Source organism: Enterococcus sp. 9D6_DIV0238 (assembly GCF_002174455.2).
Classification (GTDB): domain Bacteria; phylum Bacillota; class Bacilli; order Lactobacillales; family Enterococcaceae; genus Enterococcus_L; species Enterococcus_L dunnyi.
Map to the genome: position 1 here is coordinate 1599156 of NZ_CP147246.1, position 26105 is coordinate 1625260.

General features: G+C 37.6%; 19 protein-coding genes and 1 pseudogene. 7 read left to right on the top strand and 13 right to left on the bottom strand.

Annotated features, from left to right (window positions below):
• The first annotated feature begins 2 nt into the window (after positions 1–2).
• The 3 genes from A5889_RS07530 to A5889_RS07540 all read left to right on the top strand — a co-directional run bounded on the left by A5889_RS07530 (position 3) and on the right by A5889_RS07540 (position 3895).
• Positions 3–1595 (top strand): PucR family transcriptional regulator, encoded by a 1593-nt coding sequence (locus A5889_RS07530; protein WP_087640706.1) that lies wholly within the window; start codon positions 3–5, stop codon positions 1593–1595.
• On the top strand, positions 1570–2379 hold the full coding sequence (locus A5889_RS07535) for an alpha/beta hydrolase (protein ID WP_087640705.1): 810 nt from the start codon (positions 1570–1572) through the stop codon (positions 2377–2379). The genes A5889_RS07530 and A5889_RS07535 overlap by 26 nt, the downstream gene beginning before the upstream one ends.
• Positions 2380–2455: 76 nt before the next feature.
• Positions 2456–3895, top strand: a complete 1440-nt coding sequence (locus A5889_RS07540) for a helix-turn-helix domain-containing protein (protein WP_176372857.1) — start codon at positions 2456–2458, stop codon at positions 3893–3895.
• 8 nt (positions 3896–3903) lie between these two features.
• On the opposite strand, the gene A5889_RS07545 is transcribed toward A5889_RS07540, so the two are convergent.
• The 8 genes from A5889_RS07545 to A5889_RS07580 form a co-directional block, all read right to left on the bottom strand.
• Complete coding sequence (locus A5889_RS07545) at positions 3904–6456, bottom strand: HAD-IC family P-type ATPase (protein ID WP_087640703.1); 2553 nt, start codon at positions 6454–6456, stop codon at positions 3904–3906.
• A 209-nt stretch (positions 6457–6665) separates the two neighbouring features.
• The gene (locus A5889_RS07550; protein ID WP_176372819.1) at positions 6666–9668 is read right to left on the bottom strand and encodes an LTA synthase family protein; all 3003 of its coding nucleotides are present in this window, start codon (positions 9666–9668) and stop codon (positions 6666–6668) included.
• Positions 9669–9947: 279 nt separating this feature from the next.
• Complete coding sequence (gene truA, locus A5889_RS07555; RefSeq protein WP_087641528.1) at positions 9948–10685, bottom strand: tRNA pseudouridine(38-40) synthase TruA; 738 nt, start codon at positions 10683–10685, stop codon at positions 9948–9950.
• A gap of 260 nt (positions 10686–10945) precedes the next feature.
• Positions 10946–12883: a bifunctional metallophosphatase/5'-nucleotidase gene (locus A5889_RS07560; RefSeq protein ID WP_087640702.1), complete on the bottom strand. Its 1938-nt coding sequence runs from the start codon at positions 12881–12883 to the stop codon at positions 10946–10948.
• Positions 12884–13147: 264 nt separating this feature from the next.
• Positions 13148–15037 (bottom strand): ABC transporter ATP-binding protein, encoded by a 1890-nt coding sequence (locus tag A5889_RS07565; protein ID WP_176372856.1) that lies wholly within the window; start codon positions 15035–15037, stop codon positions 13148–13150.
• Positions 15030–16766, bottom strand: coding sequence for an ABC transporter ATP-binding protein (locus A5889_RS07570; RefSeq protein WP_087640700.1), 1737 nt, complete (start codon positions 16764–16766; stop codon positions 15030–15032). The genes A5889_RS07565 and A5889_RS07570 overlap by 8 nt, the downstream gene beginning before the upstream one ends.
• Positions 16767–16770: 4 nt before the next feature.
• Positions 16771–17229, bottom strand: a complete 459-nt coding sequence (locus tag A5889_RS07575; protein WP_087640699.1) for a MarR family winged helix-turn-helix transcriptional regulator — start codon at positions 17227–17229, stop codon at positions 16771–16773.
• Positions 17230–17589: 360 nt separating this feature from the next.
• A complete protein-coding gene (locus A5889_RS07580; protein WP_087640698.1) occupies positions 17590–18099 on the bottom strand; it encodes a DinB family protein in 510 nt (169 codons plus the stop codon).
• A 133-nt stretch (positions 18100–18232) separates the two neighbouring features.
• On the opposite strand from A5889_RS07580, the gene A5889_RS07585 reads away from it, so the two are divergent.
• Together A5889_RS07585 and A5889_RS07590 are read left to right on the top strand one after the other, a co-directional pair.
• Positions 18233–18676 (top strand): LytTR family DNA-binding domain-containing protein, encoded by a 444-nt coding sequence (locus A5889_RS07585; RefSeq protein ID WP_087640697.1) that lies wholly within the window; start codon positions 18233–18235, stop codon positions 18674–18676.
• 1 nt (position 18677) lies between these two features.
• Entirely contained in the window at positions 18678–19088 is a 411-nt protein-coding gene (locus tag A5889_RS07590; protein ID WP_087640696.1) for a DUF3021 family protein, read from the top strand.
• Positions 19089–19100: 12 nt separating this feature from the next.
• Here A5889_RS07590 and A5889_RS07595 read toward each other — a convergent pair.
• Positions 19101–19199, bottom strand: a pseudogene (locus A5889_RS07595) (DUF3788 domain-containing protein); the annotation flags it as partial.
• Positions 19200–19313: 114 nt separating this feature from the next.
• On the opposite strand from A5889_RS07595, the gene A5889_RS07600 reads away from it, so the two are divergent.
• Complete coding sequence (locus A5889_RS07600) at positions 19314–20069, top strand: ABC transporter ATP-binding protein (RefSeq protein ID WP_087640695.1); 756 nt, start codon at positions 19314–19316, stop codon at positions 20067–20069.
• Positions 20050–20892 (top strand): ABC transporter permease, encoded by an 843-nt coding sequence (locus A5889_RS07605; protein WP_087640694.1) that lies wholly within the window; start codon positions 20050–20052, stop codon positions 20890–20892. Before A5889_RS07600 ends, A5889_RS07605 begins: the two co-directional genes overlap by 20 nt.
• Before the next feature lie 343 nt (positions 20893–21235).
• Here the strand turns inward: A5889_RS07605 and A5889_RS07610 are convergent, their stop codons facing one another.
• From A5889_RS07610 to A5889_RS07625, 4 genes are read right to left on the bottom strand one after another with little or no spacing between them, the layout of a single operon-like run.
• Positions 21236–21946, bottom strand: a complete 711-nt coding sequence (locus A5889_RS07610; protein ID WP_087640693.1) for a WxL domain-containing protein — start codon at positions 21944–21946, stop codon at positions 21236–21238.
• Positions 21936–22307 (bottom strand): LPXTG cell wall anchor domain-containing protein, encoded by a 372-nt coding sequence (locus A5889_RS07615; RefSeq protein ID WP_087640692.1) that lies wholly within the window; start codon positions 22305–22307, stop codon positions 21936–21938. The genes A5889_RS07610 and A5889_RS07615 overlap by 11 nt, the downstream gene beginning before the upstream one ends.
• Positions 22308–22320: 13 nt before the next feature.
• Positions 22321–24777 carry a hypothetical protein gene (locus A5889_RS07620; protein ID WP_087640691.1) on the bottom strand — a complete coding sequence of 819 codons (2457 nt, stop codon included), beginning with the start codon at positions 24775–24777 and terminating at the stop codon, positions 22321–22323.
• A gap of 55 nt (positions 24778–24832) precedes the next feature.
• A complete protein-coding gene (locus A5889_RS07625; protein ID WP_087640690.1) occupies positions 24833–26002 on the bottom strand; it encodes a DUF916 and DUF3324 domain-containing protein in 1170 nt (389 codons plus the stop codon).
• Positions 26003–26105: the final 103 nt, after the last annotated feature.

Genomic DNA, 26105 nt, shown 5'->3' on the forward strand with positions numbered 1-26105 from the left:
TAATGAAATTGAAGGAACTTTTGTCGATCGGAGACTTAAAAACGAGTAAAATTTTAACGAAAGAGATCGGTCTGGAAAATGAAGTGGAGTCAGCGATGGTTCTTGAAGCTATCGATATCGAGCAGTGGAGTAAGAAAAATCAGCTGATCCTAACTTCTTTTTACGCATTCAACGGACAATCAAATGAATTATTAGAAGAATTTTTTTCAAAGATGCAAGTCATAGGTGTGAGTGGTTTAGTCGTCAAAATGGATCGTTTCATTACAATGATCCCTGTTTGGTTTATTGATTTATGTTTCAAATATCAAATCCCATTGATCAAAATTTCTCAGGAAGTTAGTTATGAAAAAATCTTATTGACCATTTATGAACCTTTACTTAATCATCAGACGCATATTTTGCGCACGTATTACGAAGTACGGCAGCGGTTCACGAAGCTGGAAAAAAGCTTTCCCTCACTTGAAGCGATCATGCAGGAATTTTATCAGATCATCGGTAGTCCCTGCAGCTTGAAATTGATCGATAAGCATATCGAAATCAACTTTGGGGAACAAGCAAAAGACGGGATCGTCTTATCGCGTGAAGCTGTCACAAATGGTGAGTTCACTAAAAATGATTACTCTCTTTTACAGCTTTATTCGCAATCAAGTGTCAAAACACAGCAAGCACTTGAAGTCAGTATTTTTAACAGCTATTCATCCAATTGTTTATTATTGGTTTATTTAAATGAACCTGAGATCAAAGAAACTGACCTTGTAATTATCGAAAATACGATCGATGTGCTGCAGGAAAAATTCAATACAGAACGTTTATTGAAAAAAGAACGGTATACTCGTTTAAATAATTTAGCGGATGCGATTCTACAAAATACACCTGCTAACCCAGATGAATTGGAGAGCTTACTGTTGGAAGCCAATATGAGTTTATTTCCCTCCTATCAGGCTGTTGCTTTTTCAACTCGCTCAACAACGATCCAGCTGATCAAAGAAAAAGTCCTTTCCTTATTACGCTCACTGAAAGTCCGCTCTATTTTTTTCGATCAGCATAGTTATTCCGTCGTTCTTTTTAATTTTGATGGAGCAAACGGCAGCATCACTAAGGAACAGGTCGAACATCTTTTAGCGAAAACACTAGAATCAAATCCTGATCTTTCTTTGGCGATCAGTAATGTAAAACCCAAACATGAAATCAAAGAAATCTTGATGGAATGCTTAGATATTTTACGGTTCAACGAAGAATTTTACAGTGATGCGATCGTTAGTTTAGCGGATATCGGCATTTTCCGTTACTTTATCCAAAATGAACAGCTAAATGAAATGGATACGTTTGTTCCTGAATCCTTGCAGCAGCTAGCGAATAGCAATTACGATCTTTTTGAGACCTTTTACCAATTTCTAAGAAATGAACGTAACTACAAACAAACAGCCGAAGCGATGTTTTTACATTCGAAAACGATCCGTTACCGGTTAAATAAAGCCGAGCAACTGCTGGCGATCGATTTTTCTAATCCCTTGCAGCTATTGAATTATGAGATCGGCACATATATTATCAAAATGAGGAGAAAAGCCCATGAAAAAAACACGCCAATTAGCTAATGGCGCAGCTGTAGATATTTATCTGCCAGAAAGCATCGAACCAAAAAAAGCGATCATTTACTTTCACGGCGGTGGCCTCATCTACGGTACGAAAGCTGATCTAACAGAAGAGTTAAAACAAGTCTTTTTAAAAAACGGCTTTCAAGTGATCGCCGTTGATTATTTACTTGCACCAAATACAAGCTTACCAAATATCTTGACTGCACTTGAAGAAACCATTGGACTATTGAAAGACGAAGTGATCCAGTCTCGTCCCTTTGGTTTTTGCGGACGTTCGGCAGGCAGTTTTTTGATGTTGCAATTAGTTAAGCGGGGACTATTACCTAGACCTGATTTTTTGGTCAATTTTTACGGATATACAGACCTATCATTTATTGATACACCACGTCATTTAATCGAGCAAACCATTTCTGAAAAAGAAATCCAACAAGTGGATCAAAAGGAGAATGTCTGGGATGATCCTTTTTTGAATAGATATCTTCTTTATCACTATGCTGTTCAAAAGCAAATGATCAGTAAATTTTATGGCATAAATGAGGAAACTATCCATGAGTTCGCCATCACAAAAGAAACGTTGCAGACATTTCCTCCTTGTTTCAGCAGCGCCAGTAGTTCGGATGAAGAAATCCCGTTTCGCTATAGCAAGCTACTTGGAAAAACGATTCCTAATAGCAGATTTGAACCTGTTTACTATCTGGAGCATGATTTTCTTAAGCTTTCACAGGACAGTCAGGTACAAAAGGTACTTAAACATTTAGACAACTGGTTAACTTCCGTATTATAATAACGTATTGGTCGTTGATTTGATGTCACCTCGGATCAAAGATACTTGAATTCTGGAGGGTCTCACTATGTATTCAATGCTAAAAAAAATCATTACAGAAAAAGATATTCAACGGCAGATCCTATTATTGGAGCAGTTGTTGAATCAGCAAACCATTACCGCAAAAAATCTGTCAGCTACTATAGGCACAACAGAACGAACGATTTTTTCAGATTTACAATTGATCCGTGAGCAGCTTCCATTGGGTTGGTCGATCGAAACGGACAGCTCTGGTATTCGTTTGGTGAACGCCAGCAATGCACTGACGAATGATATATGGGAACTATTTTTAGACCAGTCTGTCAGTGTCCAACTAGTCAAAGAACTATTTTTCACTAAAGAATTGGTGACTCCTGTGTTTCTGCAAAATAGTGGTGTTTCGTTGGAAACCTTGAAACGCCATACAAAAAAAATCAACAAGCAGCTAAAATCCTATCATATCGAAATCAAATTGACTGCTTCCAGCGCCCAGTTATTGGGTGAAGAAAGTGCCATACGGATTTTTTATCATCGGCTGCTCGTTCCTTTTACCCACAATAATTATTTTTTCACAGATTATGCGATTCATGAAGAGCATTATTTCCTGTTTCTAAAAAAAATCAACCGCTCGTCGATTTCTGTCGATACTGAACAAATTTTTGGTGCCTGTTGGTTTTTTATCAATACGATTCGTATCAAAGCGAATTGCCGTATCGAAACATTTCCATTTGAGCAATCAGATGCACTGTTCGCTTTGTATGCTCCCCACTTAGAGTATTTGTATGCTAAAGAAGGGATTTATTTACAAGGAGAAGAAATATTCTTTGCCTTTTTCTGCTTTTTAGAAAGCTGGAACTATGATAATCACTACGGTACGCAATTAAAGAATGTTTTTAATCAACAGTATGGTTCACTCGAAACAGCTGTACAATCATTTGTTGCCCATTTAGCTGAAGAAATCGAGCTGCCAAGATTAACTGCCACACCATTAGCATCTAATTTAGTTTTGTTACTGATCAAATATATTGAATCTCCTGTTTTATCTGAAATGTTTCAACTGGAATATCAAGAATTGATTATGAGTAGACAGAATCAATGGCTGGATTTTAATACGAGAAATCAACAATTGTTAGCTATTCTAGGTTCAGAGGCGGCGATCCATTATCCAGATTATTTTTTCAATTTAGCAAGTTTACTGGAGCAGCAAGCGATTTTTTCTTTGCAGCCTCATATGCTGACTATTTATTTTATTTACCAAGGCGAGCCAGCCTGGAAAGCTTTTTTGCAGCAGGAATTGGCCGATTATCTTGGTAACCGCGTAATATTAAAGGCAATTGAATGGACTGAGTTAGCGCAAATCCAATTAAATGAGACGGATCTTCTTGTTTCTAATTTCCCGTTGGAACAGGTCGCTCATCCTGTTTTCTATATCTCTTCGATCCCAACAAAAAATGAGCTCCATCAATTGAAGGAGCTCACTTTAGATCCGTACCTTTAAAGTAGTGACTAGCGGCAAATGTCGCTGGTTGCTTTTTCTTTTTTACTTCTCAAATGTCTAGTGATTCTTTTTTCAACCTCTACTGCTAAGAACAACAAGAACACATTTCCTAAAATAACGATTTGTTGCGCCATACTAAGTCCAACTGTTCCGATCAATTGTTGTGCGATAGGTAAAAAGACGACTGCTGTTTGTAGCAAAAGTAAAATCCCTAATGATACAAATAACGCTCTATTTTGTAGCAACCCTTTGTTTAACGATGGATTTACCAACTCTCTACAATTGATCATATATGCTGCTTGTGCTAAAACAATGTTTTGTAAAAGCATTGTTTGCTGTAACGCTTGTCCATCAAAGCTCATTGCTAACAAGTACGCAGGGATCATGATGAGCAATGAAACATAGACGATTCTAAACATACTATAGCCGGATAAAATCCCTTCGTTCGTCTCTCTTGGCGGTCTTTTCATTGTATCTGCACTTGCTTTTTCAAAGCCTAGAGCATAAGACAAAGTGATCGTCGTTACCATGTTGACCCATAAAATTTGAACAGGAGTCAATGGCAATGGCTGATTCGCCATAAGTGCCCATACAACGATCAAGCCTTGCGCCAACGCTGTAGGTAAAAAGAAATTGATCGTTTTCTTTAGATTATCAAAAATCCGTCTACCTTCTTTTACCGCCTTAGCGATCGTATGGAAATTATCATCTGCTAAAACCATATCTGCCGCTTGCTTACTCACTTCACTGCCTTTGATTCCCATGGCAATACCGATATCCGCTTTTTTCAATGCAGGAGCATCGTTGACACCATCTCCTGTCATCCCGACAATTTCTCCATTATTTTGTAAAGCTGTTACGATTCTTAATTTGTGCTCTGGTGTTGTTCTGGCAAAGACATCGACTTGTTGTACTTGAAATGCTAGCTCTTCCTCTGTCAACTGGTCGATATCCACACCTTCTAATACCTTTGCAGTGTGCTTCAAGCCAATTTGCTCGCCGATCGCTTTAGCTGTTTCTTTATGATCTCCTGTGATCATTTTTACCGCGATCCCTGCTTCTTGTGATTCTTTGACTGCTTGAATCGCGCTCTTTTTCGGTGGATCGATGATGCCGGCTAAGCCTGCAAACGTCAACTCTGACAGCATCTCATGTGTCAGTTCCTGTTGTGACGCTACTTGCTTATAAGCAAACCCAAGCACTCTTTGACCTTTTTTGCCCAGTGCGGAAGCTTGTCTTTGCCAGCTGATTTGTTGTGTTTCAGATAAATTTGATTTTTCCATCAGGACTTCCGGAGCTCCCTTTACAAAGATAACCGCTCCTTGTGCTTCCGGATGTAAAGTTGCCATATATTTATAGCTGGAACTAAATGGAATTTTCCCAATAACTGGTTTTAGTTTTAAATCAGCATCTTCCACGTAATGAAGCAGCGCTAATTCAGTTGGATTCCCCTGCAGCTCGCTTGCAGACTGATGATCTTTTAATTTTAATTCCTGACAGTTGTTCATGATTTCTTCGATCATTTGCGGCTCATCTGTTGCTAAGTCTACAACGGTCATTTTATTTTCTGTCAACGTTCCTGTTTTATCAGAACAGATGACAGTCATCGCACCTAATGTTTCAACAGAGGGCATATTTTTGATAATAGCATTTTCATCAGCCATTTCTTTTACGCCCATTGATAAGATCATTGTCAAAACTGCTGGCAATCCTTCTGGAATCATCGCAACGATCAAAGCGATCATTGCTGAAAATATCAGATTCCACTCCATTCCATGACGGAAGGTCGTGAAGAATAGAAGGAAAACGATCAGGAGCATGATTCCTTTAAAAATCTGCTTGTTTAGCTGGTGCATTTTTTTCACTAAGGGTGTTGTTTGCTGCTTGACTGATTGCAGCGCATGGTTGATTTTACCAATTTCAGTTGCATCGCCAGTTGCGACAACGATTCCTAAGGCTGAACCGGATTGAACCAACGTTCCGGAAAAAGCCATATTTTTTTGATCTCCTGCTGGTGCTTCTTTTGCTAAAACTTCTGTATTCTTCTCTGCTGCTTCTGATTCACCTGTCAAAATCGATTCTTCGATCAAAAGATCATGCACTTCAAATAGTCTTATATCTGCCGGTACGACATCTCCTGCTTTTAAAGCAACAATATCTCCTTGGACTAGTTCTTCTGCTGAAATCTGAGTTTTTGTTCCTTCTGAAAGGATGACGGCGTCTTGTCCCATCATTTGCTTCAGTCCATCCAGTGATTCTTCTGCTTTACGCTCTTGCCAGTAGCTGACAAAGCCATTGATCAATACGACGAGGAAAATGATCATCCCTTCAACAAAATCACCCGTCATAAATTTCAAGATAGCGGCGGCTGTCAACACAAGCATCAATAGATCTGTATAATGTTTTAAAAATTTTTGCCATGGTTTTACTGTTTGTGTTTCTTCTATTTTATTATAACCATCCGTTGACAGACGTCTCTTTCTTTCTAGTTGTGAAAGGCCATTGCGAGTCGTTTCTGTTTGTGTCATTATCTGCTGTGTTGTTTGTTTGTACCAGTTCATAAATTACTCCTCCTGCTTTTCTTGATACTTTTATTATACGTAGAGGAGTTACTTATAACGGTCGATAATTTCAGGGCTTCCTGAAAAAAATGTGTCCTAATAACAAACTATTCACGCATATATCCACCTGTCTTAGTCACAAAAAACGACTGGTCCATAACTCTACGAGTGACGATCCAGTCGTTTAAAACAAATAAATGGTACAAACATTATCGGTCTATAACTGATTGACTTGCCCATTCAGCAGCGTACTCTTCACCCGCAGTCAAATCATACTGTATCAAACGGTACTCATCCAGCAATTCTTTTTGCTTACTTGATAAGTCAGTTTCAGATAATGTTTCATTAGTATCGGTCACAAAGATCTTTTGACCATTATAGTTATTTGAAATACTAGCAGACGGATCTGTCGTTGAAGCTAACACTTCATTAGTCAACTTTGTCATCAATGCATAAAATGGGGTGATTTTAATATCAGCTTGCTCTAATGCCAATGCTGAAAAATTGTAAGGAGCAACAATTTTCTTATTCAACTTCTGACTGCGCTCGCGGCTATAGCGATTACTATAAATAAAGTAATCCGTTTCATGCTGAACTAAACCATATTTCCCCATATTATTCCCGCTGTAAAGAGAAGGTAAATGATCGCCATAAAAGACAAATGTGATCGGTTTTTCTATTTTGTCCAATTCTTCGATAAAGTAACGAACTGCTTCATCCGTATAATACATTCCCTGCATATAAGTATTCAGCTCGGATTGTCGGTCTCTCACCACTGCATTCCCGCTAAATGAAAAATTATTCTCTTGATAATAATCTTTATAGGGCATGTGATTTTGCATTGTAGATAATTGAATGAACTGTGTCGTATCAAGGTTAGCCTTCAATTTATCCAGCGTTTCATTATAGGCTGAAAAATCGGAGATATAGATATTATCGTCTATTTTATCTTGGTATTTTAATTCATCCGGTCCATCTACATAATAAAAGGTATCGAAACCAAATTTTTCAAAGACATTTTTACGATTATAAAGAGTAGCAACATAGGGATGGATTGCTATATTGTCTTCAAATAAATTCGTGATGTTTGGTGAAATCATCTGTTTTTCTACTAATTGAGTATAAGGTGTAGGTAATGTAGGGGAAAGATTACTTATATCAAGACTTGTCAATGCTCCCCATTCCATATTTGCAGTGCCTCCACCATATCCATTAGACAACATCAACCCGCTCGTCGTTTCTTTCATCAGCTGTCGAACATACGGCATAGGATCATTATCGATCGTCAGGTTAGGGACTCGTTTAGGATCACTAAAACTTTCACTAAGATTGAAGATCACCGTTTCATTTTCAGCCCAGTCCACTCGATCTTTATTGATGGTCTCTGCTTCTTTATCATACTTTTTCATGATTTCCTTGATTTTTTCTTCTGAGTAACCTGCCGGCTCATCCATCACTAATACATCGATATTGTTCAAAAATTGGACGATTGGTCCATTGATTTGGGCGCCTAATTTTTGATTATAGAAATAACGATTGACTCTAAACAGATTAAAAAATAAATAAGACGGAGAATTTTTATGATTTACAAAAAACAAACTTGAAAAGAACAGTACAATAACTGTCAATCCAATGCCTCTTTTTTTCCAGCTGATTTTTAAATTATATAAACGTTTTGCTCTACGTTCTAATACATAGCTGGAAATTGCCAATAAGATGATCACAGCTACCCCAGCAAAAATGATGATTGGGTTGACCATATCGATAATTTCATTTATTCCTGACAAAAGCTTTAAATCAGAAGGCAGCACTGGTTCTTCCCGCAACGCAATCTTTAAATAATTCGAAATCGTGATCACTAAATCAATAATCACAGTTAGGATAAATGAATGCCAAAATTTGTTCGTGACTATCAATAAGAACATGAAAAACATCATGATGATCAAAACATTTAAAAAAATCGGTGCTTGTCTTTTCAGCAGAATAAACCCATACGCATTTGCAGTATCAGAAACACTGATGCTCAATTGCGTCTCTGAAATCAAAAGCATTTGGATGATCGTGAACACATAAAAAAACATCGCAGTAAAGAGGAGACGCTGTTTCCTTTTTAGCCATTGACATACACTTAAAAGCTTACGCTGCAGATCTTTCGGTGATTCAACCGCCAATTTCCGAGCAATGAAAGTGAAACTCTTTGTTTTTTGAATCAAAATATTACCAAAGGTCAACATAACTGACGCACCAAACCAAAGAATGATATACATCACTAGTGATTTCAGCCATTGTGCTCCAGAATCTGGATAAGATTTTCGATAATACGTAGAAATAATATAAGGAACTAAAGGAACATTGATCGCCAGTTGGTTACTGATCAATGTTGCAGCAATCATGTCCGTTGAAACATTCAACCTCAAATATTTCCGACTCTCCAGACTAAGGAATAAACTGACTGTATAGTACATAGCAAACAGAGAAAACGGCACACAAAAACGAGTTGCAGTCGACACATCATTTCTCATTTGTAAGGAGACTACAGCCATAATAAAAATAGTACTGACCAAAAATACCACACTGACTATCAAATGGATCAAAGGAAAACGAACTTTTTGAAGTACTTTCATCCGTTTTAAAAAATAGCCGATCAAAACAAGATATAAGACCCACAGAATGCTCTTCCCTTCTTGGAATCCCCATAAGTCTTTACTAAATAAGGTTGGTAACACCACAAACAAAAAAGAAGTAAACAACACACTTATTTTGAGTGTTTGTTCTGACGTTTGATCCAGCCAGGAGATAAGCACAGGTAAAAATAGCAATATAAGCACACAAGATACACTGTAGCCGAAATTATTTTGACTGATTGGAAAAAGAATCATCCAATAATCCCGTATATTAAGTGAATTTTGCAAGAAGAAGAAAAAAACATTGATCACTAATGATGTTAGTATATACAGTAGCAAATAATGGCTCAATTTCCTAAAAATGTTCTTTTCTTTAAATTTCTGCGCATAAAATCCTAAATAGATAGGAAAAATATTGATCCCTACCATCACAATCGCATTCACGATTTGATATAAATAGAACCGTGTCACATACCCCGAATATTCAGGAATTTCTATTGCTGAACGTAACACTCGTTGAACCACCATAAACAAACAGGCCACAATTATCGGTAAGTAATTGAACTTTGTAGATTTGTTTTTAATCATAAACTCTTCCTTTTTTACATTATAGACTTTAAATAAATAACATAACTTCTAGTATAACACAAAATTATTAGCCAGCCCATATCCTGTAAAAACTTAAGTATAAAGAAAACTAAATAACCGTTACTTGTCCATCTTTCAACTTTGGGGTCATTTATTGGCAAATTTTCCAGCCATCAATTTATTTTATAACCTGTGCTGTTCATTTCATTCTGAGTTTATGTTTAAATTCTTTTAGTTATTAGGTCCATATTACTTGCTCAAACTAAACACGTGACTTTCTTAATAATACACCTCATCAAGAAAAAGTCCTTGCGCCGGCACTGTTTCGCCTGCTTCGCTTCGAACTTTTTGCTCAAATATGTCGTCGATCGTTGTGATAGACCTCTTTCCACTGCCGATCTCCAAAAGTGTTCCCATGATGATCCGAACCATCTTATACAGAAATCCATCGCCGACAAATGTAAAATGAAGCAACTGGCCTTCACGTTCGATCGATAGCTCATCGATTGTTCGAACAGTAGATTTTTTTGTTTTCTTTAGAGCTGAAAAACCGATAAAATCATGTTTTCCAATCAATTTTTGGCAGGCTTCATTCATTAAATCAATGTCTAGTTGTTGTGGAAATTGAAAACTATAGTTCCGTTCAAATGCTGTTGGAATAGACTCATTCCATACATAATAGCTGTATTTTTTCCCAACCGCATTATATCGAGCATGAAATCGCTCAGGCACATCCTCTACCATTTTCACAACGATATCTCTAGGAAGATAACGATTTACGAACTCTATGATCTCCTTTGGATCCATTGCAGTGTTTGATTTAAAATTGGCCACTTGTCCATGTGCATGCGTTCCTGCATCGGTTCTCCCCGAGCCGATGATCTCTATTTCTTCTCCTGTCATCTGTTTCAATACGTGTTCGATCTTGCCTTGAATCGTTTTATCAGAATTCCCGAGACGCTGCCAGCCAAGATACCTAGCACCATCATATTCGATCGTTAATTTTATATTCCTCATCATCGTATTTCGCTCTCCTTACTCAATCTACTCTTCATCAGAAGTATCAACTTATACTATCACAGAACAAATACTGAAACAATTTGAACTAAGAGACAAAAAAGTATCCGAAACAAAACGAAAAAAAGCTTTGTCTCGGACACTAATTTTTACTAAAAAACGATAACCAGATAGACACTTCGGAAATTTCGCAAGTACCGAGTAATATGAAAAACTTCCAGCTCGAACCTAAACGATGTTCGTCTCATCTTTTTAGCTACCTATTTTTTTCGTAGTTCATTGATTTTTTGATAAAGCTCCCCTGTTGTTTTGATCCCTTCAGTATCTTTGGTATCCAGACCAGCTTTTTTCGTCAGCTCTTGGATCTCTTTATCCGTCACCGGCTCAGATATATTGATCGACGCAATATTCGCCACACCCTCTTCGCTAGGCAATTCTACTATTTCAGCATTGATCAACTCCACGACTGCTTTTCTTTCAGGCGCTTCTGTATCCACACCAACAATGCGCCAATTATTTAAAAGTTTCCCTTCATACACGCCATTTTTTTCTTCTTTGATGTAACGAGCAGCCAGTTCACGAATTCGTCCTTCTTTTTCACCAAATGCCTCTTGCGAAAACGTGGAGTAGCCTTCTTTGAATTTACGTCCAGCCAAAGGTCCATCCTCTGAAACTAAAAAGTTCATTCGGTATTGATTCATGCCAATTTTTAAGTTTTCTCCATCTGTGATCGGCGTTTCATCGAGTCTTCGCAAATTAGTAATACGTTCGCCCGCTTTTTTGGATAGATCGATATCGTATTTTACATTGTAGAAACGATCATTTGTATTATATTTGCTGGAACGGCGTTCAATATTATAGCTGACCGTTACATCTCCTGGTTTTGTTTGATTGTAATAATCTGCTCCCCACTCCATATAATCCTTTAAATCTTTCCCTGTAATATCATAGACAGTCACTTCGCCATCTGTAAATTGATAATTTCGGGCAATATCTTTTTTCTTGATCTCTCCCATATCTAGAGAAGGCGTGTCTGTATCGATCTGAAATGCAACAACATCCGCATTTTGACTATAATGAAGCATCACTTCGCCAAAGAAATTGACCAATGGCGTTTCTTGGATTTGTGCAGAAGAAATACCTTTGATCTCATCTTTTGGCACTAAATCCATTCCGGTTAGTTCACCCAGCACTGTATTAGCATCTTTTCTGGCTTTTTCATGAGAAGCTTTTAAAAGATCATTGATCTCCTGATCTTCTTCATAGCTGGCTACTTCGATCGCTGAACCAGCTTTTTTCTTCACTTCATAGCTGTCACCTTTTTTTACTAAGTCGATATCCACCCGAGAAACATATCGTCCGTATTTATCCGGTTCAACGATCAAAACATCATTGATAAACTCTTCTTCAACCAACGTGTGCATATGTCCTGCAAAAACAACGTCCAATTCTGGTACCGCTTCTGCCATATCAGCAACTCCTGTGTTGTGCACATCATTTTCATTATCGATACCCATATGAACAACACCGACAAGAACATCGACCTTCTTTTTCAGATCTTTTACAGCTTTTTTCGTTTCTTCTACTGGATCTGTCAATTTTTTCCCGTCAAAAATATCCGTATCCTTTTTAAATTCTGCGACCATCGGAGTTGTCATACCGATAAATCCGATCTTGACACCGTCTTGTTCCACGATTTTATATGCATCATAATACGGCGTTCCATCCTCTAATGCGACATTCCCAGCTAAGACACCACCTTCGAATTGATCAGTGATCTTATCCAATACACCAAACCCGTAGTCAAACTCATGATTGCCCATTGTCCAAACATCATAATCCAATGCCTTCAAGACCTCTGTTGCTGGATGCGGCTCATCGTCTTTATATAGCTCTGCTGAATTATCCTGGATCAAGTCACCAGCATCAACTAATAATACATTGTCGTTTTTCGCTCTGATTTCCTTTACGATCGTTCCAATTTGGGCAAAACTTCCGATTTTATTTTCAACGTCTGTCGCATAATCCCAAGCCATATAGCGCCCATGGATATCAGACGTTCCTAAAATCGTTACTGTTTTTTCATTGGTCTCCTGTTTTTCTCCACTACTTGCAGTATCCTTATTTTCTGAAGAACAGCCAGCTAAAAATCCCATCCCAAGTAAAATAGTTATTCCCATGCTTAAATACTTTTTCATTTTTTATGCGTTCAGTACTGTACCAAACGACTCCCCCTTTTTCTTTATTAGAGTAAATCTCAAAAATGAATACCCTTTCATTACGGTAGCATAGTCTATTTTAGAAAACAACAGCTAGTCGTATATTTCAAAAAAAGAACGAGAGCGGGACAAAACTAAAAAGCAGTTTTGTTTCGCTCTCTAAACCCGAATAAACGGCGAGAAAAAAGCAGCTCCTTCTTATTTCTCGGAGCTAAACACTTTTGTCTCAGCCTTTTCTTACTATTAATCTAATTCAACTTTGCCTGTATACAACTGATAATAAACACCTTTTTCAGCTAAGAGATCCTCATGATTTCCTCTTTCAATGATTCGTCCATGATCCATTACCATGATCACATCTGAGTTTTGAATCGTTGATAATCTGTGAGCGATAACGAAAACTGTTCTGCCTTCCATCAATCGATCCATCCCCGCTTGAACATGCTTTTCCGTTCTCGTATCGATACTAGATGTCGCTTCATCCATGATCATGACCGGCGGATCAGCAATGGCGGCTCTGGCGATCGCTAACAGTTGACGTTGACCTTGAGATAGCCCTTCTCCGTCTCCTGTGATCACTGTATTGTATTTATCCGGCAAATTATTGATAAACGCTTCTGCATTCGCTAACTGTGCTGCTTGAATGACTTCTTCATCCGATGCACCTAAATTTCCATAACGAATATTTTCCATGATCGTCCCTGTAAATAGATGCGTATCCTGTAATACAATGCCCAATGATCTTCTTAACGAATGTTTTTTGATTTTCTTCACATTGATACCATCATAACGAATCTTACCTTCTTGAATATCATAAAAACGATTGATCAAATTTGTGATGGTTGTTTTACCAGCTCCTGTTGCACCAACAAAAGCAACTTTTTGGCCAGGTTCAGCATATAATTGGATATCTTTTAGTACCTTCTTATTTTCGGTATAGCCAAACGAAACATCTTCAAAACGAACATCACCTGTTAGCTCAGTATAAGTCACAGAACCATCTTCGTGCGGATGTTTCCAAGCCCAGATCCCTGTCCGTTGCTCATTTTCTACTAGCTGACCATTTTCTTTCGTCACATTGACTAGCGTGACATACCCTTCGTCTACTTCTGGTTTCTCATCGATCAATCGGAAAATCCGATCCGCACCCGCTAATGCCATGATCACAAAGTTGATTTGCTGTGACACCTGACTGATCGGCATATTTAGCGAACGGCTCAATTGCAAGAAAGAAGCGATCATACCGATCGTTAGCCCTGAAATGCCATAAACAGAAAATAATCCACCGATGATCGCTAACAACACATACTGGATGTTCAACAGGTTCATCATGATCGGCATCAAGCTGTTGGCGTATTTATTCGCTTGTGTTGCACTTTGGCGAAGTGATTCGTTCAGTGCTGTAAATTCTTCGATCACTTTTGGTTCATGATTAAAAATTTTAACCACTTTTTGTCCATGCATCATTTCTTCGATGTAACCGTTGACTGATCCTAAATCTTTTTGCTGCTTGCCAAAATACTTCCCGCTTTTCCCTGCAATCATCCGAATCGTAAAAATCATGATGCCTACAGAAACAATCACGATCAACGTCAATGGCACACTGATCGTAAACATAGCAATAAATACACTGATAAAGCTGACTGCTGCTGCTAACAAATTAGGGATACTTTGAGAGATCATTTGACGCAGTGTATCTGTATCATTTGTATAATGACTCATGATATCACCATCAGAATTTGAATCAAAATAACCGATCGGCAAGGTTTCCATATGGGTAAACATTTGGTCACGAATTTCTTTTTGTGTCCCCTCGCTGATCCGCACCATGATCAAATTGTAAAACAGATTACTTAAAATCCCCATGCCATAAATCAAAGCCATCGTTGTGATTGCTTTCAATAGTCCTGAAAAATTAGGATCGCTTTGTCCTAACAACGGCGTAATATGATCATCGATCACGACTTGAAGGAAGAGCGAGCCGCGAACATTCGCATACGTACTCAACAAAATAAAGAAGATAACTAAAACTAATAACCCTTTATATTTCTGTAGCATATAAGAAAATAAACGATTCAAGGTTTTCAAAGGATTTTGGGGCCCGCGGACACCTTTTTTAGGCTCATTACTCATCGTCTTCACCAAATCCTTTCTGTTGCGATTCATAGACTTCCTGATAGATCGGATTCGATTCTAGCAACTCTTCATGTGTACCGATTGCATCGATAAGACCTTTATCCATCACGATGATCCGGTCTGAATCTTGAACGGAAGAAACTCTTTGACCGATAATAAAGGTCGTTGTTCCAGGAATCTCCTGTCTCATCCCTTCACGAATCAAACGATCCGTTTTGGTATCGACTGCACTAGTAGAATCGTCCATGATCAAAATTTTAGGCTGCTTCAGCAGCGCTCTTGCAATACACAGCCGTTGTTTTTGACCGCCAGAAACGTTATTTCCGCCTTGAGAAATCATCGTATCGTATTTATCGGGAAATTCTTGAATGAAACTATCCGCCTGAGCAATCTTACACACACGGATCAAATCTTCATCCGTTGCGTCTTCATTCCCCCAACGCAGATTTTCCTTGATAGTCCCTGTAAACAACACATTATTTTGCAGCACCATACTAACCTGATCTCGAAGTGTCTTCAAATCATAATCGCGAACGTCATGACCGCCGACTTCGACTAGACCTTCTGTCACATCATAAAGTCTTGGGATCAGTTGGACCAAGGTTGATTTTGAGCTTCCTGTTCCACCGACAATACCAATCACCTCGCCTGATTTGATCGACATATCTGCATGCTTCAGTGCAAGCTTTTCAGGATCATTGGCATAACTAAAACAAACATCCTTAAAGGTCACACTTCCGTTTGGCACGTCGTATAATGGATGCTCGTTATTTTTCAGATCGCTTTCCTCAGATAGGACCTCTGTGACACGCTCTGCGGATGTTCGCGCAATGATGACCATGACAAAAACCATAGAAAGCATGTTTAAGCTCATCAAAATCTGCATCGTATAGGTAAACATACTAACTAATTCACCCGTCGTCAATGTTCCGCCAACGACAAACTTTGCGCCCAGCCAAGAAATAAGCAGCATACACGTATAGACTGCTGACTGCAATATCGGATTATTGAATGCCACGATACTTTGTGCACGTGAGAAATTTTTATAAATATCTTTTGAAACTGTTTTAAACTTTTCATCTTCAAAATCTTCTCTAACATAGGACTTGACCACTCTGATCCCTTGAAGATTTTCTTGTACAACATTATTTAACCGATCATAGATCCGAAAAACTTTTTCAAAAATCGGATGGGCAAAATAGATCACCAGTCCTAACCCGATCATTAAAAATGGTACGACTGCCAAATAAATCACTGATAAATCACCATTGATTTTAAATGCCATCAATAAAGAGAAAAAGAAAATCAGTGGGCTGCGCACAAGCAAACGGATGATCATTTGATAGGCATTTTGAATATTAGTCACATCTGTCGTCATTCGTGTGATCAAACTTGACGTTGAAAAACGATCAATATTTGAGAATGAAAATGCCTGAACTTTAGAGAATAAATTATCCCGCAAATTTTTTGCAAACCCAGCAGAAGCGACCGCCGCATAGCGACCGGACATTGCACCAAAGAATAACGCAATGATCGCACAAATAAATAATAATCCACCATACATCAAAATCGCTTTTGTATCGCCTTTTTCGATGCCATTATCGATCATCATTGCCATGATCAATGGAATAATAATATCTAATGCAACTTCTCCAGTCACATAGATCGGCGTGATGATACTTTCTTTTTTGTACTCACCAACATTAGCAAGTAATTTTTTTATCATACAGTCAATTGCCTCCCTTATCTATTTTGATATTTTTACTGTTTTCTGACAGTTTTTCCAATACATGAAAAAATACATCCAATTCTTCTGTTGGAATATCGTTGATCAAGCGAGCATCAAAACTTTCCAATTTATCAATATTCTCCCTGACTTTCTGCTCACCAGCCGCTGTCAGAAAAATCGCCTTCAAACGATTATCTTCTTTACAGGATTGACGTTCGATCATTCCTCGTTTTTCCAATCTTTGTAAGATCCCGCTCACTGTCGATCTGCGAATATCGAATTCCTGCTCAACATCTTTTTGATAGACTGCTGCTGATTTACAATTTTTCCGATGAATAAAATTCAGAATCCGCATTTGGATCCCGGATGAAGGCTCACCGTCTTCTTTCAGAATTTCAGCCACTTTTCTATTCAGCTCATTTGATACGATTTTTACTTTAAGCGCCGTTTTCCTGCTCATGATTTCTTCACCGCCTTAATAGTTCGCTGACTAACTATTCTACGATAAACTCCTAGTGAAGGTCAAGCTGATTTTCTGAAAATCTATGTAAAACTTGATTCTACTAACAAAGCTTTATGTTATTCTCCACAAAAAAGAGGGTGACTGGGACAAAACTCTGCGAGTCAAATCCCTGAAACCTGTACTCCGGATAAACGGTGAGAGCAGAAGCAATCCCACTACGTTGCACTCCGATCTCATCAAATGCTAAGGGCTAAAGCCCTAAGCTTTGAAGGTCGGAAATAAGCACTTCTGTCTCAACCTCTTGTAAATTTGACTATCGATCAAAAACGAGCATATTTCTTAATGCTTCGCTTTTCTCTATTTTCCAATCACTAATCTTCTTGTGTAGACAGCTTGACCTGAGTGCATGACCGCATCGTCGATTGCAGAAACTATTCGTACTTGGCGTGTTACTGGCGGAGTCCAGTTTTCATCAATGATCTCACTCAGCTTATCTTCTTCCAACGTTTCTAAATATTTATTGGTCAAAGCAATACTTGCATGCAAATAGTCGATCAACAGCTGTTTATCTTTTACGACTACTTTCGCTGCCTCCTCAGGGGTATGGCACCAATCTTCTGTATCATCAGGTAAATCTAGAGCAAACCGTTCACTCCAGCCAGCGCTCAGCCATAAAGGGTCTGTTCTATTTAACTCAGAAATCTGATAATCCAGCTCACGTGCGGTATGCCAGATAAGCCAAGTGACTGATTTGATCAATGGTTGAGGCATCGTATTGGCTTCATTTACATTCATTTGATCCAAGGTTTCTTCAAACCTTTCCTGCGCTCGTTCTAACGTGTCGATAGATAATTGTGTGATCTTCATACACTGATCCCTTCTTTCTACTTATAGTTTACTACGGCATTTGTACTGTATCAAATGATCTCTTCCTCTTTTTAGCACCTCTTGATTCCTATGCTATAATAGTCCTAAATAATATGTAGGAAAGGATATTAGTGTGAAAACGACCATCGAAATCATTGATCTACACACCGAGGAACAGGCTGCATTTAAAATACATCAATTATCTCCCACTATAGAAAAAGTCATTGGTATATTGAAAGAAGACGAACAATTTTTGATCGGTGAAGTTGAAAATACGATCTATAAAATTCCTTTTGCAGATATTTTTTATATTGAAGTCGTCGACAAAAAAAGTTTTCTTTATACTGAAAAACAAGTCTATCAAAACGCAGATAAGCTATATCAGCTTGAGGAGAAGCTGACTTACTTTGATTTTATTCGCGTTTCTAAATCGATGCTTTTGAATATTGAATCGATCAAAGCGATCGCCCCACTACTCAGCGGACGTTTTGAAGCGTTATTGGTAAATGGTGAAAAAGTCGCTATATCAAGAAAATATGTCCCAGAATTAAAAAAAGGCTTAGGAATGGAGCGTTGAGATGCGTATAAAAGAATATTTAAAAGAAAGTTTTCGCTTGACTTCATTGATTTTTACGACCTTGGTGATCATCAATTTATTTCTTCAGACAGAGGCTTTAACTCATTCCCTTGCATATATGCTGCTGATTTCAGCAATTTCAGGTTTATTACACTTTCTAATTGAAGATAATGAAAAATATTCCAGTCGTCGTATTCTTTTCCATCAAAGTCTTTACTTACTGATCATCTGTCTGCAAATAGCGCTTGCAAATATGCTATTACATTGGCAACTTGGAACAGTTGGTTTGTTATTGAATTTCATGATCGTTTTTCTGATCTATTTCTTTATTCGATTTATTATGTATAGTAATGATCGGAAACAGGCAGATGAGATCAATGAATTTATCCAAAAACGGAAGAGAGCGAAATAAACGGCGAGAAAAAAGTAGCCCCTTCGGAAATAAGCCGAAATTCACAAAAATTTGTAGAGTAATTTTCGTGAATTCCTTCTTATTTCTCGGAGCTAAACACTTTTGTCTCAGCCTCTTTTTTTACCACTTAGTTTCGATTTCAGACCACTTAGTCAAATACGATTGTTCTCCTAAAAATAAATCGTTATAGTTGATTTATCAACAAAAGTAAAAAGGAGCGAAACAATGGATGACTTAGTTAAAGTAACAAACCTCGGAAAAAAATATGAGCAGCATGAAGCATTGAAATCTCTCTCGTTTTCTATTAAAAAAGGGGAATTATTTTCAATCCTTGGACCAAACGGAGCTGGAAAATCAACATTGATCTCATTGATTTTAGGTCTGATAAAAGCAGATACTGGAGATATAACTCTTGATGGAAAAGCGCTAACGACAGACTCATTCGAACACAAATCACTGATTTCTGTTGTTTTTCAAAATAGCATCTTAGATGCAGAATTATCTGTAAAAGAAAATTTGGTGATGAGAGCTTATTTTTATACTCAAAATTGGAAGGAAGCAAAAAAATTAGCAGAAGAAAAACTTCAGGATGTCCAAGGCACCCATTTGTTAAGTAAGCGCTACGGGGTACTATCAGGAGGAGAACGACGGAAAGTGGATATTGCCAGAGCGTTGCTAAACACTCCGAAGTTATTGTTTCTAGATGAACCGACAACTGGATTAGATATCATCTCACGCGCAGATATGTGGACATTGATCCATCAGTTGAAAGAAAAATACCAAATGACCGTTGTATTGACCACACACTATATGGAAGAAGCCAGAGATTCAAATATGATTTTAATGCTGGCAGAAGGACAGTCCGTGGCCTATGACACACCAGAAAATTTGAAAATGACCTATCGATGCAATACATTGGAAGATGTTTTTCTATCGATCATCAAAAAGGAGCGAAAGATTTATGAACGCATTAGTGTATAGAGGATTAGCCTTATTTTTTAAAAATAAACAAGCAGTGGTAGGGTCATTTATCGGCGCCTTGATCATGATCGGTTTATATGTCTTTTTGCTTGGTGACAGTATCGTCAAACAATTATCGATGTTATCCGACCCGCAATTAGTGATCGACACCTGGATGTTAGCCGGTGTGACCGGAATTGCTTCTGCTAGCTCTACATTAGGCTCTGTCAGTCAGCTGATTCGAGATAAAGAACGAAATGTTTATACCGACTTCATGATCTCGCCAATCGCTAAAAGTAAAATCATGCTCGGCTATTTCCTTAGCACCTTCTTGATCTCTACGATCATTACACTGGCAGTGATCATCGTGGCTGAGTGTTATATCGTTTTTATTTCAAACGGTACTTGGTTGTCTTTACCACAATTTATCTTGCTGATCTTAGCTGGTTTTTTAACTGTTTTATGTTCATCTGCATTTATGTTTTTTGTTGCCAGCTTTTTCAAACGAATCGATACCTTTTCCACGATGACCTCAATAATAGGTCCCTTGCTCGGCTTTTTAACGGGTTGTTATGTACCTATCGGAAGTCTGCCGGAAGCAACAAGAACGGTGATTCAATATTTTCCTTTGACCAGCGGAATCGTTTTGATTCGACGTATTTTGACTGAAAATGCATTTGCAGCTGATTCTTCTGAAGTCACACAGGCTGTTAAAGAGGAGTTAGGAATCATCATGAACTATTCTCACGAGGTGTTGGTTCCAATCAGTATTTTACTTTTATCAAGTATTTTTTTCTTGAGTATAGCGCTTTGGAATGTCAAAAGAATTGAAATGAAGCGATAACTTGGGAAGAAATAAACTATTTCAGTAATTTTTAAAGGGACCTGCACCTAACGTATACGTTAGGTGCAGGTCCCTTTAAAAACGAATCAGTGGTGAAGGCAGAGGTAACTATCTCCTTTTTTATCAAGATACTTGATCAGATCAAAAGTTGACCTCTGCAATTTTAGTACAAATAGTAAATCCTTCTGGTTGAAGCTTATGATCAAAGAAAATACTTGCTATCTTAACACTTCATACGACGAATAGGATGCTTGAAACGGGTCTTTTTCTAAAAGAATGAACAATATTTTTCTTTGACTTTGCTAACCTGTTGTTATTACTATTTTATAAAATTTAATACTTTTTATATTTCACCAGTTGCTAGTGTCCATGTAAAAGAAGTCGTATATTTCCCTTCTTCTTTGGCTGCTTTTTCAGGGACTTTTAGTTGGATCGCAGTATCAGCAGTTTCTTCACTGCCAAACATGCCAATCCACGTGCCAGTCCCCTCATTTTCCGATGCCACAAGTAATGGACTTAACTGACCGCTAGGATCCAATTGAATCGTTCCTTTTGTTGCAGGTTCTTCTCCATCACCGATCGTAAAAATTTCCGGCGTTTGTAAAACGATTTGAGCACCTTTTAAAGAGCTATTTTCTGTTTTAAATTGACCGTTTTGCTGAATGTATAATGTCCAGCCCGCATTTTTACCACTGTTATCAGTTACTTGGAAAAAGTTCGGTACTTCTTTTTCTTCTCCATCTACCAGACGGACGTTATCTTTCATTGCGTAATAATGTTCACTTTTATCGCTTGACTCATGACTAGAAAAATTCCAATCAGATGCATAATCGATGCTTAGAGGTCCTTCTGTCCCTGGTTTTTCTTCACCTGGATCTATGACATTGGGGGGATCAATAGGATCTACTGGTTCAACGACAGAAAGATTTTTTTCATAGCGTAAAAATGCATCCGAATTGGTTTGGCCTCCATCTTCAGCCCAAACATTGCTGCTGATCGATGTACCGACAGCAATCAATGCTGCTCCTAAAATAATTCGTTGTTTATTTTTCATGTTTTTTCCTCCTTGTTTGTCCTAGAAGGAATAAACAAAATAGAACGATAAGCAGACCGATTCCTACGGTAGACAGCTTAGAAATGATTTCACCTGTTGAAGGTAGTTTACCTACTGGCTTTTTACTGGAAGAAGTTCCATCTACTTCTGATTCTTTGCTTTCAGAAGGCTTTTGGCCGTTTTCATTTTCACTTGTATCTGTTGTGTCTGTTGTATCTGTCGTTTCCGTTGTCTTCGTGAATTCTACCACACCGTTCGTTGTATAGTTGGAAGCATAAACGGGCTGATTAAAGCTATTGAAACAAGCAATCATGCCTAAACACAACAAAAACGAAATAACTCTTTTTTTGTACTTATACATTTAAACTTCCTCCTTATCTTGTAGGATCACTTGTCAATGTCCACGTTACAACAGATGTATAATTTTTTGATTTTACTTGCCCAGGTCTGACTTTCAATAATAACCCATCATCTTTAGACATCATTATTTCATAGTTTGAGGATGCATCTGCCGCTGAGCCCTCCATAACGATCGAGCTGTTTGTTGGAGAAACAATTTCTTCTAATCCATTTCGTTTATTGATCAAGATATCTTTTACTTCTTCACCATCAGAATTTTTGAAATTCTCTGCATTTACAGTCAATAGCCAGTCAACTTCTAAAGAGGTATTCAATAAAATGTCTACATTATCTTCTTTATTTACATACATAGTAGAAGAATTGATCGCACTCTTTTCAAATATGATGTTAGCAGGGACATCTACGATAGCAAGTTCCTGTGCTACATCCTCAGTCACGTGAACATTTATTTCACGTTTCACTTCTTTATTTTCTTTACTTTTTGCTGTAATGACAGCCTTATAAGTGCCTTCTTCTGCTTTTGTCGTTGTACTTGTTACAGCTGCTGAGGGATCTGTTCCATCATCCATATTCCAAGCTTTTAATTCTGCTTTTTCTTGAATCAGCTTCAATAATGCTGCTTCGTTTTCACAAGCTCTTACTTCTGTTGCAGTCAATTCCACATCGATTGCATCGATCGCAACCAGTTCAAGATCGAAAAACTCCGTATTCTTGTTATAAATATTTGTTGGAACTTTTAGATCGATCTTATCGATATCTGGTGTTTTAGAATCTGCTAGAATGACATCTGACCATTTAAAGCCAATATTTGATGTATCTGCAGGGCCATCAGCACCATAACTTAATACAGGATCATGGATCGTATTATGCTCTTTGATGATTTCACCAAACGACGTCAAATCAAGTGCTTCATTCTGTTTTACTTTCGTAATTTCCGGTGTTGCTTCTAAGTGACGAATCTCTTCATCTAAGGAGACTACATTTGACTTAACTTCTAGGTTATTTTCAGAATATAACTCTACAGTATTGTCTCCCAAATGTAGACGAGACTGATCTAATTTAATATTGCCTGAGGTATGATGCGTCTCATCTAGATCGACTTCTTCAACCAATTCAGCTTCCTCATCATTGTATTTGATATAAAGCTTGTCATGATCGCCTTCAATATCGTCTAATTCATAGTGGATATCAGCCACAGTACTAGCTGTATCATAGAAGATATGCTCATCCGTATCTGCATCAAGCTCTGGTTCAGTTTTCGCATCACCATAATAATAGTCAGCACCTGTTGTCATCGATTCACCAGGTTTCAAGGTCTTAACATCTGTTCCCAACTGATACCCAGAATCTCGACCAGGAATCATTTGTTGGTTTCTAGCCCAATCTCTACCTTCATATCCAGGTTTTGAAAAATCATCTCCAAATGCGTTATTGTAACGAACACTTGTGTAGCCGCCAGAAGTAGATCCTGTGATCATCCCTGGAATGTAGTGCGTATAGTCACTGATCCATTCATTGTTCTTATCTTGCAGGATAACATTGAATTGTTCTTTCCCTTTAACTTGCATATAGAATCCTTTATCCCCACCTAGCGAATAGATCGGTACAGAGTCACTATCTACAAAGGTATCCACATACTCCATTACACCAAAATCGATATCTTCATCACGATTGTTGATGAATTTCCATCTTTGACTAGATACACCTTTAGCTTTATCTAATACCAATGAAAACTCGATATCAAAACCATCTTCCGTATACATCACTGCTCTCAGTTCACCGACATTACTGTCTTCGCTATCTTTTTTGAAAAAGTGGATCTCTTTATCTTTTTGATAAGAATAACGAGTGATCCCACTATTTCCTAGACCAATGATCGCATTATTTGAACCTTTATTGATCCGTGTACCATTCACATAGGGATTGATACTCTGAGCAGTAAAGTAATAGCTATTATTATATACATAGGATCTATCAGCAGTTGCTGAGGACCCTTTTTTTAAGATGATCGGCTCTAAATAACCATGTGAATACGTACCAGAAGTCTGTACACCGGCTCTTGAACGGTCCATCATTCCACGGAACCCAAACATAACACCGCTTTCCGCTGTAATAAACCCATCTTTTGTCGTTCCTGGTGTCAATGTTTCAAATGAACTATCTATATTAAATTTATCTCTTGTATATTCTTCACCAAAATCTGTTAACAGTCGTGTAGAATTATCATCTAAATTTATTTCCTCATCTAATTCAGCATCTGTCGTTGCTTGTGTTTCTTCATTTTCTGTTTCTGAGGATTCAAGTACATCATCTTCTTGTTCTTCGGAGGTTGTAAGATTTTTACTTTTATAGTGTTCAGTTATTTCATCGGATGTGAACGTGTCAGTTTTTGCTAACACCTGTGACATTGGCATTAAAGCCGCTGAAACTAATACTGCACAGCTAACTTTTACTAAAAGTCTTTTCTTCATTTATCCGCCGCCTCGCTTTTCCAATAGTCCATCAGACTATTTACTTATTTCCTCATTATTTAGTATCGTTAGATCCTTTTTGGGATTTGCTTTTTTTCTTGTTGGGTGTTGCGCTTTTTTTATTGGTTTTCTTGCTTTTGTTTTTTGTTCCATTTCCCTTTTTGCTTGGCTCTTTTTCTTCTTTTTTCTTTTTATGTAAAACAAATATAATCAAAAGTATCAAAAGAAGAATAATAACGATCGCAGCTATAAGAATGTACAACCAAAGTTTAGACTCTTTATCCAATTCAACTGCAGCTTCGTTTAGTTTTTTCGCTTCTTTATTATCAATAGTAAAATATTTTACCCAGTGATAGTCTTCTCCATCACCTGTTGCATCCATTTCAAGTCGATAGGTTCCTGCTTTGAATTCTTTATTGTCCCATGAAATAGGAAAATTAAAATTAGAGTTAGGGACCATTCTCATATCTTCTTTTTTCGTTTCATGCAGTACTTCTTTGCCTTTTTCAGTATATACACGAGCATCCACGTTTAAATCTTTTACGATTTCTGCTTCTGTATTTTGCAAATTAGCCTGTACAAAATTACGATAGTTTACTTGAGTTGGTTCAATGTCATTCAATTCTAAATGTGTCTTTACTTCATTGCTGTTTTCTCGTAAAGATACACCGACGACATACGCAAATTTATTTTTAATTTGGACACCGCCTTCGCTGGTGTCTTCTGTTTCTTCCTGTTTTTCGCTAAAATGTAATCCACCTAAGATCAATCCATCATATTCTTCTTTAGGCATAGTGATATCGATTTTAGAAACCGCTTGTCCATTCGCAGGTAATTTGATCTCTTTTTGCTGCGGTTTTACAATAGTAGAAAATGGAGTTTTCAATGTACTATCATAATCTGTCCGGTCAGACTGACTATAGTCTGCTACACCGTTGTCGTTTGTAAAAGCTGTATTCGCATTGACTTCAACGGTCAGTTCTTTATCTGTATTGTTTTTTAAGGTTATATCGAGCGTTTGTTTTTGATCTGGTTTCATCTCTAAGTCGAAATATGTTTTACTTCTATCTTTCTGATTTTGGGGAATTTCAGGTGTGACAGCAAAACTCATATTTTCTGCTAAAGCACTAGTTGCGCCAAATAAAAATTGGCAGCTGACTACAATTATAATGGAAGTTACTGTTATTAATCTAAGCAGTTTTTGTTTGATCATGATACTTTTCATTTTGTTTCTTTCCTCTTTTCTTGTATTTGCATAAGGCTATGACAGTCGTGTCTCTTTTTTCTAAAATTTTGAATACGTGATAGACACAGAATGAATACTATAT